13 protein-coding genes are annotated in these 16,479 nt (G+C 71.0%); 4 read left to right on the forward strand and 9 right to left on the reverse strand.

The genetic code is table 11. From position 1 onward, the window contains the following. Positions 1–535: 535 nt before the first annotated feature. Genes NAEX_RS48135 through NAEX_RS22755 form a run of 3 tightly spaced genes read left to right on the forward strand, consistent with a single transcriptional unit; the run spans position 536 to position 3,193 of the window. Entirely contained in the window at positions 536–1,549 is a 1,014-nt protein-coding gene (locus tag NAEX_RS48135) for a PAAR domain-containing protein (protein WP_100792772.1), read from the forward strand. Positions 1,550–1,555: 6 nt separating this feature from the next. After that, positions 1,556–2,677 (forward strand): immunity protein Tsi6 family protein, encoded by a 1,122-nt coding sequence (locus NAEX_RS22750; protein ID WP_096329574.1) that lies wholly within the window; start codon positions 1,556–1,558, stop codon positions 2,675–2,677. 6 nt (positions 2,678–2,683) lie between these two features. After that, on the forward strand, positions 2,684–3,193 hold the full coding sequence (locus NAEX_RS22755) for a hypothetical protein (protein WP_096329575.1): 510 nt from the start codon (positions 2,684–2,686) through the stop codon (positions 3,191–3,193). Positions 3,194–3,229: 36 nt separating this feature from the next. Here the strand turns inward: NAEX_RS22755 and NAEX_RS22760 are convergent, their stop codons facing one another. The 8 genes from NAEX_RS22760 to NAEX_RS22795 all read right to left on the reverse strand — a co-directional run bounded on the left by NAEX_RS22760 (position 3,230) and on the right by NAEX_RS22795 (position 15,257). Next, positions 3,230–4,306, reverse strand: a complete 1,077-nt coding sequence (locus NAEX_RS22760; RefSeq protein WP_096329576.1) for a M23 family metallopeptidase — start codon at positions 4,304–4,306, stop codon at positions 3,230–3,232. A gap of 27 nt (positions 4,307–4,333) precedes the next feature. Continuing rightward, positions 4,334–6,445, reverse strand: coding sequence for a type VI secretion system Vgr family protein (locus tag NAEX_RS22765; protein ID WP_170135929.1), 2,112 nt, complete (start codon positions 6,443–6,445; stop codon positions 4,334–4,336). Between the two features lie 422 nt (positions 6,446–6,867). Further along, positions 6,868–7,275 carry a hypothetical protein gene (locus NAEX_RS22770; protein WP_096329578.1) on the reverse strand — a complete coding sequence of 136 codons (408 nt, stop codon included), beginning with the start codon at positions 7,273–7,275 and terminating at the stop codon, positions 6,868–6,870. 206 nt (positions 7,276–7,481) lie between these two features. Continuing rightward, positions 7,482–8,030 (reverse strand): hypothetical protein, encoded by a 549-nt coding sequence (locus tag NAEX_RS22775; RefSeq protein ID WP_096329579.1) that lies wholly within the window; start codon positions 8,028–8,030, stop codon positions 7,482–7,484. A gap of 186 nt (positions 8,031–8,216) precedes the next feature. Continuing rightward, positions 8,217–9,398, reverse strand: coding sequence for a hypothetical protein (locus tag NAEX_RS22780; RefSeq protein WP_096329580.1), 1,182 nt, complete (start codon positions 9,396–9,398; stop codon positions 8,217–8,219). 63 nt (positions 9,399–9,461) lie between these two features. Then, on the reverse strand, positions 9,462–11,024 hold the full coding sequence (locus NAEX_RS22785; protein WP_096329581.1) for a TolC family protein: 1,563 nt from the start codon (positions 11,022–11,024) through the stop codon (positions 9,462–9,464). Between the two features lie 145 nt (positions 11,025–11,169). Beyond that, the gene (locus NAEX_RS22790) at positions 11,170–14,274 is read right to left on the reverse strand and encodes an efflux RND transporter permease subunit (RefSeq protein WP_096329582.1); all 3,105 of its coding nucleotides are present in this window, start codon (positions 14,272–14,274) and stop codon (positions 11,170–11,172) included. Further along, a complete protein-coding gene (locus NAEX_RS22795; RefSeq protein ID WP_211302458.1) occupies positions 14,271–15,257 on the reverse strand; it encodes an efflux RND transporter periplasmic adaptor subunit in 987 nt (328 codons plus the stop codon). Before NAEX_RS22795 ends, NAEX_RS22790 begins: the two co-directional genes overlap by 4 nt. A 428-nt stretch (positions 15,258–15,685) precedes the next feature. Between NAEX_RS22795 and NAEX_RS22800 the strand changes: the two genes are divergently transcribed. Beyond that, positions 15,686–16,273, forward strand: a complete 588-nt coding sequence (locus tag NAEX_RS22800; protein ID WP_096329584.1) for a TetR/AcrR family transcriptional regulator — start codon at positions 15,686–15,688, stop codon at positions 16,271–16,273. A gap of 27 nt (positions 16,274–16,300) precedes the next feature. Here the strand turns inward: NAEX_RS22800 and NAEX_RS50545 are convergent, their stop codons facing one another. Continuing rightward, positions 16,301–16,447 carry a hypothetical protein gene (locus NAEX_RS50545; RefSeq protein WP_170135931.1) on the reverse strand — a complete coding sequence of 49 codons (147 nt, stop codon included), beginning with the start codon at positions 16,445–16,447 and terminating at the stop codon, positions 16,301–16,303. Positions 16,448–16,479 lie beyond the last annotated feature (32 nt).

Here is a 16,479-nt window from a genome sequence, read left to right on the forward strand (position 1 = left end):
CCCGCGTCTCGCCGGACGGCGAGCCGCGCTCCGACGAATCGAGCGCGACGCGCTCCGACGAAATCACCGCTTCGGCCGATCCGGCCGCGGACGGCAGCTGGGGCTGCATCGTCGACATCCTCGAGGCGAACACCGCCGCGTATTGCCTGGCCGACTGCGAGGGCTTCGAACCCGACGCCCGGCGCCCCGCCTCTCGTGAAAAGGTCCGGATCGGCGATGTCCCCGACGATGGATGCGCGAAGCGGGCGAGGGAGTACTGCCAGCAGCGCGGCCTCGACTTGAACTACGCGTGTGGGGCGACTCCTTCACGTGATGAGCGCGGCCCCGGCGGGGGCGCGCTCGTAATTGCGAGCCCCACGGGCGCACCGGGGGCTCCGCTACGGCGATCACCGCAAGGGCGCGCAAGGGCGCGCTCCGCCTTCGATGACTGCGCCGTCGTGTCGGCGGTGTCGCACCTCGACCCGACGCAGCGCGCGGGCCTCTCGTCGCCGGGCCCGTTCTGTTACGATGCGGCTTCACCCGCAGCGGGGGATGCATGCCGGACGCCGCGCGCATCAGCGACTTTCACGTCTGTCCCCACCCCGGGGCCCCGGCGCACGTCGGCGGCCCGATCCACAGCGGCAGCGCCAACGTGATCGTCGGCTTCTTGCCGGCCGCGCGCGAGGGCGACGCGATCGTGTGCTTCCCGCTCGGCCCGGCCGACAAGATCAAGCAGGGCTCGGCGACGGTGCTGATCAATTCGCGGCAGGCCGCGCGCCGCACCGATCCGGGCGTCCACATCTCCGGCGACCTGATCGCGGCCGGCTGCCCGACGGTGATCATCGGCGATTCGACGCAGTGCTTCACCATGCGCAACGCCGCCCGGCGCGGCACGCCCTTCTGCGAGGAGTGCGAGAAGCCGCGGCGCGACGACCTCGACACCCACGACCACTCGGCCCAGCCGCGCCCGCCCGACCCCGAGACCGCCACGCTCGACGACGACGAGCCGCCGCCGGGCGCCCGCGCGGGCCGCGACGCGATGGTCGACGTCGACGCGGGCAAGCACGAGCTGGCCGGCGCCGGCGAGGACATGCCGCACGAGCGCATGTCGGCGCGCTTCGCCGTCGCCTACCAGTTCTACGCCGCCCACATCGGCACGCTCAAGCCGAGCCAGATCCTCTCGCACATCAAGGGCATCGACCTGTCGCGCGCGGTCGAGGTCGTGTCGGTCGCCGAGCAGACCCTGTATCAGCACTGCATCCCCGGCGCCGGCCTCGGGCAGTACTTCACGGCCGACCCGAAGACCACGCCCGAGCAGCTCGGCTGCTCGTCGTCGGTGTACCCGATGGTCGGCGACTCGCCGCGGCCGCCGCCGGTGACGCGGGAGCCGCGGCCGGTCGAGTTCGGCGAGGAGGAGGCGCTGGCGCTGAAGAGCACCAGCGCGGCGATCGACGACGATTGGTCGTACAAGCAGAAGGACAAGCCGGCGGCGGACAAGATCGTTCACTGCCCCGGCGGCGGCACGCAGCTGATGATCCCCCGCAAGTTCCACCCGCCGTTCGGGACGTGACGCGCGATGGCCGACCTCATGCGGATCGTCTCGCGCGACGCGTTCGCCCAGGTGCTCGCCGAGGCCCGCGCGCGCACCCAGGCGCTCGACCCGTCGCAATGGCCGCTGCTGCGGCGGATCGCCGACCAGCTCGAGCTCATGGCCCGCGCCACCGCTCGCGGCCGCGTCCCGCACGAGGAAGACCGCGCGCGCGTCGACGTCGGCCTGATCGCCGCCCGCGAGTTCGAGCAGACCGACCCCGAATACGCCGACCAGCTGCAGGAGCTCGAGTACACGTTCCGCCGCTATCCCTCGCTGCCGCCCGGCCCGCCGGTGCGGCGCCGCGGCGTGCTGCAGGTGTGGTCGGGGCGCGAGACCTGGCACAAGCTGGTGCTCGAGCCCGGCGTGCCGCGCACCGTCGGCACCGCGAAGGCCGACTTCGTGGTCGAGCCCCACGCGTCCGGGTCGCCGCAGTTCCAGATCCTCTGGGACGGCGTGGCCGCCCACGTGCAGGCGATCGATCCGCACCGCATCACCGTCGGCGGCCAGCCCGGCTGGTACGGTGAACTGGCCCACCGCGGGTGGATGACCGCCGGCGCGATCACCTTCCGCTTCCTCGTCGAGGACTACACCCCGCCGCCCGGGCCGGTGAAGCCGAGCGACGCCGCCCGGGCCGCGCTCGCCGAGCTGCAGCCGCGCAGCCGGGCCGGCACGCTGTACGCGATCGTCGACGCCGCTCGCTCCGATCGCGCCCTGCAATTGCTCGAGGAGAGCGTCGACGCCTACGCCTCGCTGTACGACGGCGAGCAGGGGCGGGCCTACGACGACGTCGCGCCGTACCTGGTCCAGCTGCGCGGCGACTCGGGGCTGCTGCAGCGGCTCGTCGACGAGGGCTGGGGCGACGCGTGGGGCATCTACGTCGAGAGCGGCCGCGACTTCGCGACGGTCCGCCGCCACTTCCGCCAGTTCCTCATGGTCGAGGCCGAGGGCGAGGCGCACCGGCTGTTCTTCCGCTTCTACGACCCGCGGGTGCTGCACGCGTTCGCGGCCACGATCACGCCGGAGCAGCGCGAGCAGTTCCTCGCCGGCATCGACCGCATCGCGTTCGAGCGGCCGGACACGGCGGCCCTGGAGTCTCTCTCGGGATAAAAAGCCATGCTGAAGATCACGCGCGAACAGATGGACGACTTTCGTCGGCGCAGCGTCCGCGGGTTTCAGGAGCGGATGATGGCCCACCTCGGCGAGCGCTTCCCGCTGCTCAGCGCGGCGCTCGGCGGCCAGGGCGTGACGCGCATGATCGAGAAGGGGCTCGCCAGCGCGGCGCTGCACGGGATCGTCAAGGAGAAGGACGTCTGCCGGCTGATCGAGCTGATGTGCCTGGTCGGCGACAAGCAGGACGGCGAGCCCGCGTGGCTGACCCAGGTCCTCGACAGCGCGACGCCGGCCAACTTCTCGGCGCGGCTCGAGCAGCTCGGCGCGCTCGCGTCGGAGCGGCTGGCGCAGGACGGCGAGGGGCCGGCCGAGCCGGCGCAGCGGCAAGAAGCCGCGGCGGCGCTGTCCCCGGGTGCCCCGCGTCCGTTCGACGAGCGCGCGAAGGTCGAAGATCCCGTCACGCCGTGTCCGGCCCCGCCGGGCAAGAAGCGGCTGACCTCGTTCTCCTCGTAGTCGCGCATCAACGCAGCAGGCGAGACCGCGGCCCGCTCAGGAGACGGGGCGCGGCCGCGGCAGCGGGATGGGCACCGGGCTGCAGGTGCCGTCCTCGCCGCAGATGCCCTCGAGCTCGCCGGTGATCGCCGGGGCCACGCCGGGCTCCTGGCGGTCGCGGGCCTTGTCGCCGACGCGGAAGCGATCGGGCGAGCTCCAGTGCTCGGGTCGGGTCAATTGCGCGTTGTCCTGGTAGGCCTTGAAGTCCAGTTGGTGCATGTACAGGCTGTAGAACACCAGCTTGGGCCGCTGGTCGGGCTCGCCGTCGGGGATCTCGAGGCGATGGCGCACCAGGACGAAGCTGCGCGAGTAGAGGGCGCGCGCGCCCGAGGGGAACTCGACGTGGGGGTACTCGCGGTCGACGCGAAAGGCGACGACCTCGCCCTCGCGGATGCAGCGGACGCCCGCCTCCTGGTCGAGGGTCGCCTTGCTGTGCTCGTCGAAGTGGATCCCGCCGTGCCACAGGCTGTTGCCGCCGATCGGGTAGAAGCCGTCGTCGGTCCGCGCGAGCGCGCCTTCCTGCCCGCCGAGCACGCCGAGGAAGGTGCCCTCGGTGGCCTTCTGGTTCTCGTTGCCCTCGAACGGGTACGACCACGGGCCGCCGCCCGTCTCGGCCGGCTGGCCGCCGCCGCCCTCGGGGAAGTCGAAGGTGTGCGGGTCGACGGTCGCGTGGCCGCGGGCGAGGTTGGGCCGGCCGGGCGTGCCGCCGGGCATCACCTCGAAGTGCAGGTGGTTGCCGGAGCTGACGCCGCCGGTCATGCCGACGGTGCCGACGGTCTGGCGCGCCGTGACCTGGGTGCCGACGGCCAGCGGCGAGGCCACGTTCATGTGGGCGTAGAGCGTGTGGACCGTCTGGCCGCGGATCGTATGCTCGAGCACGATCGTGTTGCCGTAGCCGCCGACCCACCCGTTGAACACCACCGAGCCGTCGGCGGCGGCGGGAATGGGGGTACCCTCGGGGGCGCCCCAATCGTCGCCGCGGTGCGGCTGGACCCTGCCGCTCGTCGGGTGCTTGCGCGCCGGGTTCCACCGGCTCGTCAGTCGGAACGGGGCGCCCGGGTTGTAGGTCGGCATCGGCCTCCTCGCCTCGCTGGGCTCAGGTCACTTCGAACCGCGCTCGGACGGGGTCGCGGCGGTCGGCGCGGCGTCGTTGGCGTCGCGGGCCGTGTTCGGCGCGGCGTCGGTCCCGCGCACCGGCGCGCCGGCGCTGTTGATGTAGACCATGTTGCCCTTGATGTAGATGCCCGCGGAATTGATGGTGATGAAGCCGCCCGGGCCCTGGATCGTCAGCGCGCTGCCGGCGTCGAGGACGATCTTGGACGAGCGCAGGTGGATCTCGTCGGCGGCCTCGATCGCCAGGCGGCCGCCGATGGTCGTCTGCTCGTTGCCGTCGACGATCCGCGAGACCGAGCCGTCGACCTTCTCGAGCGTGTTCTTGCGGGTGTGCTCGTTGCGGTCGCCGTCGATGAGCTCGAGCTTGTCGCCGAGCACGTGCATGTCCACGCGGCCGACGCCGTCGATGCCGCCGACCAGCAGCTCGACGTCGCCGCCGAGGTGGGCCTTGGTGTGGCGGTGGATCGTCAGGTGATGGTCGTGGAACAGCTGCACGAAGCTGTCGCCGGCCTTGCCGCCCTCCTCGTGGCCGACGGTCACGTGCGAGTCGTTCCACACCGTCGAGAACGCGTCGTTGTTGACGCGCACGTCGAGGTTGCGCTCGGCGTGGAGGAAGATCTGCTCCTCCTTCTTCTTGTCCTCGAAGCGGAGCTCGTTGTACCCGCCGCCGCCGAGCGAGCTGTCGGACTTGATCGTGCTCTTCGTCTTCTGCTCCGGCAGCGGGTACGGCACCTCGTTCTGCCCGTGGTAGATGCGCCCGGTGATGATCGGCCGGTCGGGGTCGCCCTCGAGGAAGTCGACCAGCACCTCGTGGCCGATCCGCGGGATGAACATCGCGCCCCAGCCGTTGCCGGCCCACAGCTGGCTGACGCGCACCCAGCAGGTGCTGGTCTCGTCGAACTTGCCCTCGCGGTCCCAGTGGAACTGGATCCGCACGCGCCCGTACTTGTCGACGTGGACCTCCTCGCCCTCGGGGCCGGTGACCACCGCCGACTGCAGCCCGCGCATCACGGGCCGTGGCGTCACGCGGGCCGGCCGGAACGGGACCTTGAGCTCGGTGACGGCGAACGTGTTGTCGTACGAGCTCGCCTTCTGCCCGTCGTGGTCGAGCGCCTGCTGCTGCTCGCCGCGGTGTTGGACCTCGACGATCCGGTACTGCGTGTTGAGCTCCTGCTGCGGGTGGCCGGCCAGCGTCATCGTCATGCCGGGCGTCAGCCGCGGGCAGTCGCTGTCGCCGGTGCCCTTGCGGCGGGCGGCCTGCAGCTCCTCGAGGCGGATCTTCGCCAGCACCTGGCCCTCGTGCGGGCCGGCGCGGCCGGGGTCCTGGTACTCGCCGGGGAAGTCGTAGGCCTCGAGCTCGGGCTTGGCCTTGGCCGACTCCTTGACCTCCATCGCCTGGTCGGGCTTGTGCAGGTTCTTGTCGCGGAGCGAGACGGTGCCGGTGCGGATCCGTCCGCCGAACCGGAACTCCTTGACGTGCTCGCGATCCTGGATCGCGCCGTCCTCCGGGTTGAACCACACCGTCGAGCTGCCGCCGATCGCCGGGTGGGCCTGGCTGCTGTCGGCCATCATCCAGACGTGGCGGCTCTCGTCGTGCTCGAACCAGTAGCAGATGCCGTCCTCTTCGAGCAGGCGGCTGACGAACGCGAGGTCGGTCTCGCGGTACTGCACGCAGTAGTTGCGCGGCTCGTACTTGGCCGTCAGCGCGAAGCGGAACCGGTCCTTCGCCACGCCGGCCTTCGTCAGCACCTCGCTGACGATCTGCTGGGTGGTCTTGTCCTGGAAGATCCGGCAGTCGCTGCGGTGCAGGAGCAGGTGGGCCGAGGGCCCGAGCCTCAGCGCGTAGAGGTCGAAGTCGCGGGTGTGGCCGATGTACTCGGCCTCGTAGATGATGCCGTGGACGTGGCGCGGGACCTCGGCGCCCTCGATCGTCAACAGCGCCGACTGCCCGAGCATGCCCTCCGTGTCGAGGTCGACGCCGGCGACCTCGAGCCGGAACTCGAACGGGCTCGAGATGGCCTCGTGCCCGGTAAAGCGAACCACCCGCAGCGTGGCGCCGCCGACGTCGAGGGTGAAGATCGCGTCGCTCGACTGCAGCACCGAAGTAGGATTGGAAACGTCGACAGCCATCGGAACGGGGCCCGGGCCCTCGATTCGCAAGATAGGTGCAGCGGCGAGAGCCCGTCAACACGTGGCTTCCGGCGCGGCCGCATCCGACTGCGCTCATGCGCCTATGGACTAAGAAGATCCCCGCGCACGGATCCGCGCGCGGGCGATGCTGCGCAGCGACGCGCAGTTCGCCGGACGGGCGCGCGTTCACGCCCGGACACTCGTCGCAGTGCACATTCGCGGGCGCCTGCCGCCCCGATGGCGCAGGCCGAGTTCTCCGCAGGGGCGAGGGCAGCGCTGCGTGACGGCGCCGTCACAATCGGACCGGTGCTTGCAATCGCCGCGCGTGGGGCGAATCGTCACACAAGGCATTCGCGCGGGGAGTCGATGCATTCGCATCCCGGGTGGGGCCGTCAGCCGCGCAGCGACTCGATGCGCCAGGCGAACTCCTCGCGCAGGTTGCCGGCCGCGCCGCGCAGGTCGTAGGCGAGCCGGCCCTCGCGGTCGAGCACCCAGAAGGTCGGGAACGTGGCGATGCCGGCCTCCTGGCAGAAGCCGGCGTCGAGCAGCCGGGCGTCGTTCGGGTGTTCACGCAGCCGCGCCTCGGGCTCGCCGAGGCATTGCTCCGGATCGAAGGCGGCCTGCAAGTCGCGCACGCGATCGGCGTGGGCCGGATCGGCGGCGGGCGCGGATGTCTCGGGGGGCGGCGGCACGACCGTCGGCGCGACCTCGGCCGCGGGCGGACGCGCTTGCGGCTGCGTGCAGGCGCAGACGAGCGCGACGAACAGGATTGCTCGAGAAACGCGGACGGGGTCGGCCACGAACGCGACAGTAACAAGTCACCGCGGAGCTGTCGTGCTCGTGCGCGCTTTGAGGCCGCGCCTCGGGCGTTCCACGTGTCGTCGCCACACCACGCGGGAAGGCGACAGCATGCCGACGCGACGAGCCGGTCGTGCGGGGCCAGGCCGGCGCGACCTGGTCGCGGGGTCGTGCAGGAGCGATGAACCGGGCTGCGAACGGGTCGCGCTTACTTCGACTCGACGGCCTTGACCCCGCCGTGCCGCGAGCAGCAGCCGGGGCCAAGCTCCGTGCAGGTCGGCGAGCGCGTGCCGTCGTTGCACTCGATCTTCGGCTTGTCGCGGGCCAGCGCGCAGTAGGTCCCGGCGGCGCCGAGGGCGGTGATCAGCGCGGCGCCGAGGAGCGGGGGGACGGTGAACTGCCAGCGGCGCACCGGCCTCGGCGGTTGCGGCGGCGGCCGGCCCGAGGCGGCCATGGCGGCGTCGAAGATCGTCTGGAGCTTGTCGATCTCCGGCCGGCGCCACGGCCGGTCGGCCAAGAGCTGCCGCCAGAACTCCGGCACGGGGCAGCCGGAGTGGCGCTGGATCAGCATGCACAGGGTGGCCGCGTACTCGTGCGCGGGCACCCGCTCGTCCGGGAGCCGCGTCCCCGCCTCCGCGAGCAGGGTCAGCTCGACCAGCGTCCGCATCTCCTGATTGCTGTAGGCGTCGATCAGATAATCGCGCAGCGCCTGCCAGGCGCCGGCGTTGGTGGTAGGTGAGCTCCGAGGCGTGGTCATGGCGGAGGCATGGCCGGCGAGACGAACGCGACCTCCAGCGGTAGTGCTCGCGCGCGGCTCATCCGGTCACGCCGACCCCAAAAATTTTGGGTCGCGCGAATGCCAGGGAGAACGACGGTACGGGGGCGCTTCGAGAGCCCTGGGCGGAGATGTCGGACCAGCGTCGACACCGCCCGGGGCGACGGCTCACAACTTGTTCAATGTGTACGACGTCTGCTCGAGGGTCGACAATTTCTCGCGCAGCTCCTCGGCGATCGCGTCGACCGTCGATTCGGGCAGGTCGCCCTCGACCGTCATCTGCAGCGAAAAGCCGTCGCGGACGAAGCGGACGACCACGCCGTCGACCGTGATCCGCGTGGTGTCGTACGAGTCGTCCTCGTCGGCCAGGGCTTCGTGGGCGACCGACGGCCGGAACAGGCGCTCGGCGAGGTCGAGGTCGGGCGGAGCGCCGAGCTCCTGGGTGAGCTTCTCGAGCTCCTGCGCGAGCTGGTCGGCCCAGCCGACGCGGCGATACCAGCAGGCTTGCTGGAGGTCCCACAGGTGATTGCGCTCGTCGTCGCTGCGGCGGAATTCGCGGCGCGGCCAGCGGCGGTCGGTGAGGCGCTGCCACTGCCAGGTATCGAGGTCGAGGCGCCAATCGTCGATGTTTTCGACGGTCGACTGACCCTCGCCGAGCTCGAGCTTGCCGCGCTGGACCACGATCGCGCGGCCGTCCTCGGTCAGGGTCGCGGTGTGGCTGGAGATCCACCCGGGCGGTTCGCCGCTGGTGGCGATCGGGGTGACCGCGAAGGTGGCCAGATCGAGCGCGAGCACCTGGGTGCGACCCGGCTTGCGCTCGCCGACGTAGCCGACGCTGCCGATGAGGATGATGCGATCTCCCACCAGAGTGGCCGAGTGGAAGTCGGTCGGCGGGAACACCTCGCGCGGGTAGCCGAAGATGTCGATGCGGCCGTCGGGGTGGCGCACGACGACGTCGTTGTAGATGAAGAAGTCGGGGTCGTAGTAAGCCTCGTGCTCACCGGCGATCTGAATGATGCGACCGTCGGGCAGCTCCGTGGTGCTGCGGCCGAAGCGGTCGAAGCACCACCCGGGGCCGGCTCCCAGGGCCGAGGGGCCGTCGAACTGGTTGTTGGCGGCCCAGGCGTTGACGCCGGCCTGCACGATCCAGGTCCACACCGGGTTGGTCATGCGCTCCGGGTTGGTGGTGCCCAGCCGCGGGCAGCGCCACTCGAGGAACTCCTCGCGCGAGAAGCTCGGCGGCGGCGGCGACGGTTCGGGCGCGTCGTCGTCGTCGTCCGTCGCGTCCGCGACTTCGGACTTAGGGTCCTCGGTCTCGGCTTCGATCGGGTCGTCTTCAGCGCTGGACATGCTGGCCTCGCGCCGATCTGTAGCACGACCGATTGCTCGCCGCGGGCGCGGGCGCCCCGGGGCTCACTTGGGGTTGAGGCGGCCGGTGGCGTACAGCAGGCGGGTCGTGGCGACGTGGAGGTCGATGCGGGAGTTGACGGCGCGCAGGGCCGCCTGCACCTGCTCGCCCTCGGCGGCGATGATCTCGTTGGTGGTCGCGGCGCCGAGCTTGTAGTTCTCGCTGGCGACCCGGTACGCCTCCGTGGACGAGGCGAGGCCGCGGGTGCTGAGCTCGATCGCCGCGAGGGCGCGCTCGCGGTCGTGGTAGGCCTGGGCGACCTCGAGGGCGATCGCGCGCCGCATCTGCTCGGCCTGCAGCACGAGCTCGCGCTTGTCGGTCTTGAGCTCGCGGACCTGCGCCTTGGTGCGCAGCGACTGGTTGATCGTGTAGCTGAGCTGCACGCCGACCGACCACGACGCCCGCCACACGGGCGCCAGCGGGAAGAACCGCTGGTTGGGGTTGGCGTACAGGGCGTCGGCGAACGCGTCGAGGCGCGGGTAGTACTGGGCCCGGGTGGCGCGGATGTTCTGCTGCATGCCGTCGACCGCCCGCTCGAGCGAGCGGACCTCGAGGCGATTGGCCTGGGCCTCGGCGATGAGGTCGTCGAGCGCGGGCAGCTCGCCGAGGTCGCGCGGCGGGGCGAGCACGTCCTCGCCGACGTCGTAGGCGCGGGTCGGCTCGTTCATCATCACCGCGAGGTTGCGCTCGGCGATCTTGCGGAACGCGCGGGCGTCGGCGATCGCGGCCTGCTGCGACGACACGAGGGCGTCGACGCGGAGCACGTCGGAGCGGGTCGCGGAGCCGGCGGTGAACAGGTTCTCGACGTCGACGAGGCGCGACTGGGTCCGCTGCAGCGAGTCCTCGATCACGACCAGCGAGGCGACGCCGCGCAGCCAGTTGAAGTAGGCCAGGCGGGCGTCGGTCTGGACCTTGACGCGCTCGGCGTCGCGGGCGAACACGGCGGCCTCGCGGGCGGCGAGGGTGCCCTTGCGAGCGGGCGCGAGCGAGAGGATGTAGTCGGAGATCGGGACCGAGAGGTTGGCCGAGAGCGAGTAGGAGTTGAGGGGGATCTGGATCTTGAACGGCGGGGTGACGACGAGCGGCACGCCCTGCGGATCGAGGGCGCACTGGCCCTGGCCGCCGGGGCAGTCGCCGACGGTGATCGGCGCGACGCCCTCGGACGGGCCGTTGACGGCGGTGACGCTGGCGCCGCCGCCGAAGTTGATCGCGGCCTTCGACAGCCGCGAGTAGCTGGCCTTGACGCCGATCGTCGGCAGGAAGCTGACGATCGCCTGGTCGACCCGGGCGGCCGCGCGCTCGATCGCCTCCTGCTTGATCTGCAGCGACGGCGAGGCGGCCACCGCCCGCTCGGCGACGGCGTCGTCGGTCAGCCCGCCGGCCACCGGCGCGAGGCCCTTGCCGAGCGGGCTCTCGCGGAGGATGCGCTCGAGCTCGTCGAGGTCGACGGCGACGGCCTGCGAGGCGGCCGAGTCGGGGCTGGCGGCGCGCCGCGGGTCGGGCACGGCGCCGGCGTCGGACGGCGGGGCGGCGAGGGCTACCACGAACAGAGAGGCGATGGCGATCATGCGGCAGTGCTCGATCTGGCGCCGCCGCGCGGGGCGGCGCCGGAGTCCGAAGTGACAGCGGGAGTCTCTACGAAGCGGATCGTCGCGGTGCGACGGCGGGTGGCCCTCGAGACAGCATGTCCCGAAGGCCATGTACTGAGTATCGCTAGTCGAGCTTCTCGGCGGGGGCGTCGCCGAACAGCTTGCGGGCGATCCAGCGGGTCGAGCGGGCGGTCACCATGCGGTCGAACAGGAGGTACGAGACCGGGACGACGACGAGGGTGAGCACGGTCGAGGTGATCATGCCGCCGATGACGATGACGGCCATCGGCGCGCGGGCCTCGCCGCCTTCGCCGAGGGCGAGGGCGACGGGGACCATGCCGAAGATGGTGGCGGCGGCGGTCATGACGATCGGGCGCAGGCGGACGCGGCCGGCGCTGACGAGGGCGGGGACGATCTCCTGGCCGCGCTTGCGCTCGTCGTTGGTGAAGTCGACCAGGAGGATCGCGGTCTTGGTGACGAGGCCCATCAGCATGATGAGGCCGATGAACGAGAACACGTTGAGGGTCATGCCGGCGAGGTAGATCCCGCCGAAGGCGCCGATGACCGACAACGGCAGCGAGATCATGATGACGACCGGCTGGACGAAGCTGTTGAACTGGGCGGCGAGGATCATGTAGACGAGCACGATCGCCAGGCCGAGCGCGAGCAGCATCGCCTCGAACGACTCCTTCATCATCTCGGCGTTGCCGATGTAGCCGGTGTTGAGGTGGTCGGGGACGACGCGGGCGGCCGCCTCGTCGAGCAGCTGCTGAGCCTCGCCGAGGGTGGCGCCGCGCAGGTTGGCCAGCAGCAGCACCTGACGCTGGCGGTTCTGCCGCTCGATCTCGCTGGGGCCCGACTCGCGCTCGACGTGGACCACGCTGGCGAGGTCGATCATCTGCCCGGTGGTGGCGCGGACCTTGAGGTTGCTGAGCGCCTCGATCTGGGCCCGCTGGGCCTCCGGCATCTGCACGATCACGTCGTAGATGTCGGCGCCGTCCTTGAGGTCGGAGATGGTGTCGCCGGCCATGAGCGAGCGGATCGTGCGGGCGACCGAGGCGATCGGGACGCCGAGGTCGGCGGCCTTGTTGCGGTCGACGTGGACGGCGAGCTCGGGCTTGCCGCCGCGGAAGGTGATGTCGAGGTCGACGAACTTGCCGGTCTGGGCCAGCTCGTCGCGCAAAGCGGTGGCGGCGGCGGTGATCTCGGCGAGGTCGTTGCCGCGGATCGAGTACTGGATCGGCTGGCTGCGGCCGCCCTCGCCGCCGAGCGGGCTGATCTCGGCGACGGTGACCTGGACGCCGTCGATGCCGGCCATGCGGTCGCGGACCCACTGCATGGCGTCGCGCTGGCCGAAGCCGCGGTCGTGGCGGCCGATGAGGATGACCTGGATCTCGGCCTTGTTGACCTGGGCCTGCTGGCCGCCGCCGATGGTGGTGAAGGTGGTCTTCACGCCGGGCAGGTGCTCGCGCAGGTCGGCGGCGACGGCCTCGGCGGTGCTGATGGTGGCCTCGAGGCCGGTGCCGGTCGGCAGCTCGACCTGGACGGCGAACTGCGAGCGGTCCTGGCTCGGCATGAACTCGCCGGGCACGCGGGTGACGAGGGCGACCGAGCCGACCAGCGAGAGGACCGCCAGCAGCACGGTGGTCCACGGCCAGCGCAGGGCCCAGCCGAGCACGGCGGTGTACATGCGCTCGAACACGCCGAAGGCGGCGTTGAAGGCGCGGGCGAACCAGCCGGGCCTGTGCTCGTGGCCGTGACGCATGAGCTGCGACGACAGCATCGGCGTCAGGGTGAAGGAGACGAGCATCGACAGCAGCACGGCGACCGAGACGGTGATGCCGAACTGGAAGAAGAAGCGGCCGATGATGCCCTTCATGAAGGCGACCGGCACGAACACGGCGACCAGCGAGAGGGTGGTGGCGATGACGGCGAGGCCGATCTCCGACGTCGCGTCGAGGGCGGCCCGCATGCGGCCCTTGCCCATCTCGAGGTGGCGGTAGATGTTCTCGATGACGACGATCGCGTCGTCGACCAGGATGCCGATCGACAGCGACAGCGCCAGCATCGAGATGTTGTTGAAGGTGAACCCCAGGTAGCTCATGAACGCGAACGTCGCGACGATGCTGGTGGGGATCGCCACCGCGGCGATGAAGGTCGCGCGGAAGTCGTGGAGGAAGACGAGGATCAAGAGGACGGTCAGCGCCGCGCCGAGGGCGAGGTCGAACTGTACGTCGTGGATCGCGTGCTCGGTGAACACCGAGTTGTCGGTCGGGATCGCCGCGGTGACGCCGTGCTTCGTCAGCAGCGGCTCCATCTCGGCCAATTCCTCGCGGATCCGCTCGGCCAGGGCGACGACGTTGGCGCCGCTCTGCTTGCGGACGATGAGGCCGATGGCGGCGTTGCCGTCGAGGAAGGAGGCGGAGCGGGCGTCCTCGACGTCGTCGAGGACCTCGGCGCAGTCCTTGACGCGGATCGCGGCGCCGCCGACCCCGACGATGACGATGTCGCCGATCTCCTCGGCGCTCTTGATCTCGCCCTTGGTCTTGATCGTGAGCTCGTTGCCGCCGCTCTTGATGTAGCCGGCGGGCAGCTCGAGGTTGCCGGCCTTGATCGCGTTGATGACGTCGTCGACGGTGAGGCCGAAGCCGGTCATGCGCGCGGGGTTGACGAGGACCTTGATCTCGCGCTCGCGGCCGCCGATGACGTCGACGATGCCGACGCCGGGGATCTGCTGGATCCGCTGTTTGACCTCGTCCTTGGCGATCCGCGTCAGCTCGCCGATCGGCAGGGCGCCGGCGAGCGCGACCGAGAGCACCGGGGTCGCGCCGACGTCGAGCTTCTGCACCGTCGGCGGGTCGATGCCGGTCGGCAGCTCGCGCTCGATCGCGGCGACCTTGTCGCGGACGTCCTGCACCGCCTGGTCGCCGTTGACCTCGAGCTCGAACTCGAGGATCACGGCGGCGACGCCCTCGTAGTTGCGCGAGGTCATGCGCTTGACGCCGCTCAGCGACTGCAGCGCCTCCTCGATCGGGTCGGCGACCTTGGACTCCATGGTCGCCGGGTCGGCGCCGGGATAGACGACGGTGGTCGTCACGACCGGGAACTCGACGCTGGGGAACATCTCGACCCCGATGCGCGGCAGCGCGTAGAGGCCGAACACCATGAGCGCGGCGATCAGCATCGCCGCGAACACGGGCTGCTTGATCGAGACTTCGGCGAGCTTCACAGCGGGCCCCCCGCGCCGCTCGGGCGCTTGCGCTTGGCGCTTGCGACGGGTTGCTCCTTGCCGGCCTCGGCGGGTGCGGCGGCGACGGCGGCGGCCGGCGGGGCCAGCTCGACCTCGACGTACATGCCGGGGCGCAGCAGGTTGTCGGCGTTGTCGACGTCGGCGACGATCTCGATCGTGCGGGTCTGCGGGTCGACGGTCGGCTGGATCCGCACGACCTTCGCGCTGCGGGCCAGCTCGAGCGCGCTGAAGTGGGCGGTGATCGTCTGGCCCTCGCGGATCGTCTTGAGCGCGGCCTCGGGGATCCGCGCCCGCAGCTCGATGACCGACTGGTCCTGCACGACCATCACGACGGTCGGCGGCATCATCGTCACCGACTCGCCGACGTGCTTGAGCTTCTTGGTGACGACGCCGTCGATCGGCGAGACGACCGTGGAGTCGCCGCTGTTGCGCCTGGCCATCGACAGGGCGACCTCGGCCTGGCTGATGCCGTTGCTGGCGGCCGTGAAGGCGTGCTCGGCCCGCTCGAGCACCGCGGCGGAGATGCTGCCGCTCTGGGCCAATCTGCGCTGGCGCTCGAGCTCGCGCTCGGCGTTGTCGCGGCTGATCGTCGCGCCCTGCAGGGCGGCCTCGGCCTGGGCGATGCCGAGGCGGCTGGCGCGGGCGTCGAGGCGGAACAGCAATTGGCCCTTCTTGACCCGTTCGCCCTCCTCGACCAGCACGTCGGTGAGGGCGCCGCTCATGCGCGGGCTGAGGTCGGCGCTGTGCTTCGGCAGGGCGGTGGCGACGTAGCGGCCGGCGGCGCTGGCGGTGGCCGGGGCGGCGGCGGCCTGCTCGGGCCGCGGCGGCGGGCCCGGGACCTTCGGCGCGTCGGCCCCGTCGGCCGCCCGCGCCGGCGGCAGCCCGATCTTCGGCTGCTCGCCGCTGTCGCACGCGAAGGGGAGGAACAACGCCGCCCCGAAAAGCAGGCGCGAGAGATGCACGGTCTTCATGGTGCTGGGCCGCCTCGAATTGTGAGTGCTACGATTGTCCGCGCGTGCCATTCACGCGCCCGCAAATGCATCGACCAGAGCCTCATCATCACAGGTGATGACAATGTCCGGCGATTGGGGCCAGGCGCGAACGCGCGCCTTTTGGGGGACTTAGTTAGTGAGTGAACACGTTCTAACTCGGTCCGGTAGCGGACGCAAGGAAAATAAATGAGTAGTCACTTACTTTGAATTCTGCGGCCTGGCTCGGCCTGCGAGGCCGTTTCGCTGCACGGGCGACAACGCGCCGAGCGCCGCGGCGCCTGGGCCCGACCCCCCGGGCGAGCGCGTCCACACGCGCGGCGGTGGGCGCGCGGGCGTGAGCGACCGATGATTGACGAGGGTGGCGTGTTATTCAGAAGGTGGCACCCTCCAATCGGCCAATGCGACCGCGTTCCTTCACCGACGATGAGCTCCTCGAGACCGCGCGGCGGTGCTTCCTCGAGCACGGCCCGAGCGTGTCGACGGACGTGATCGCCCAGGAGCTCGGCGTGTCGCAGGCGGCGCTGTTCAAGCGCTTCCGCACCAAGCAGGAGCTGATGGTGCGGGCGATGATCCCCCGCACGCCGCCATGGGTCGCGGAGATCGAGCAAGGCCCCGACGCGCGGCCGGTGCTCGAGCAGATGCGCGAGCTGGCGGCCCAGATCGACGCGTTCCTGGTCCAGCAGCTGCCGTGCATCTCGGTGCTGTCGGCGGCCAAGACCCGCCCGGCCAAGGTGCTCAACTGGGAGAAGGAAGGCTGGCCGGGGATGCGAGCCCACCGCGCCCTGGTCGGGTGGTTCACCCAGCTGGCGGAGCAGGGCCGGATCGTCGCGCCCTCGCCGGTCGCGCTGGCCACCGCGTTCAGCTCGAGTTTGCAGGTGCCTCACTTCATGAAGCACGCCCTCGGCGCCGCGACCCCCGAGTTCGGCGACGACTACCGCGATCGCGTGGTCGAGATGTTCTGGCGGGCGATCGAGCCGCGGGCCTGAGCCGAAGGACATGTCCTCCGGGACACGTCACGACGCGCGGCGGTCGTACCAGGGCCGCTCGCTCCACGCCGAGGCGACGGCGCCGACGAGCGCCGAGCCCGAGACGAGCATGACCCAGAAGTAGAGGTCGCCCTGCAGCGACGGCGCCGGCGCGTCGACCACGAGCCAGCGCAAGGCGGCGAAGTGGACGCGGGGGCGCGGCGCCT

The sequence above is a fragment of the Nannocystis exedens genome, from assembly GCF_002343915.1.
In the GTDB taxonomy this organism is placed as follows: domain Bacteria; phylum Myxococcota_A; class Polyangia; order Nannocystales; family Nannocystaceae; genus Nannocystis; species Nannocystis exedens.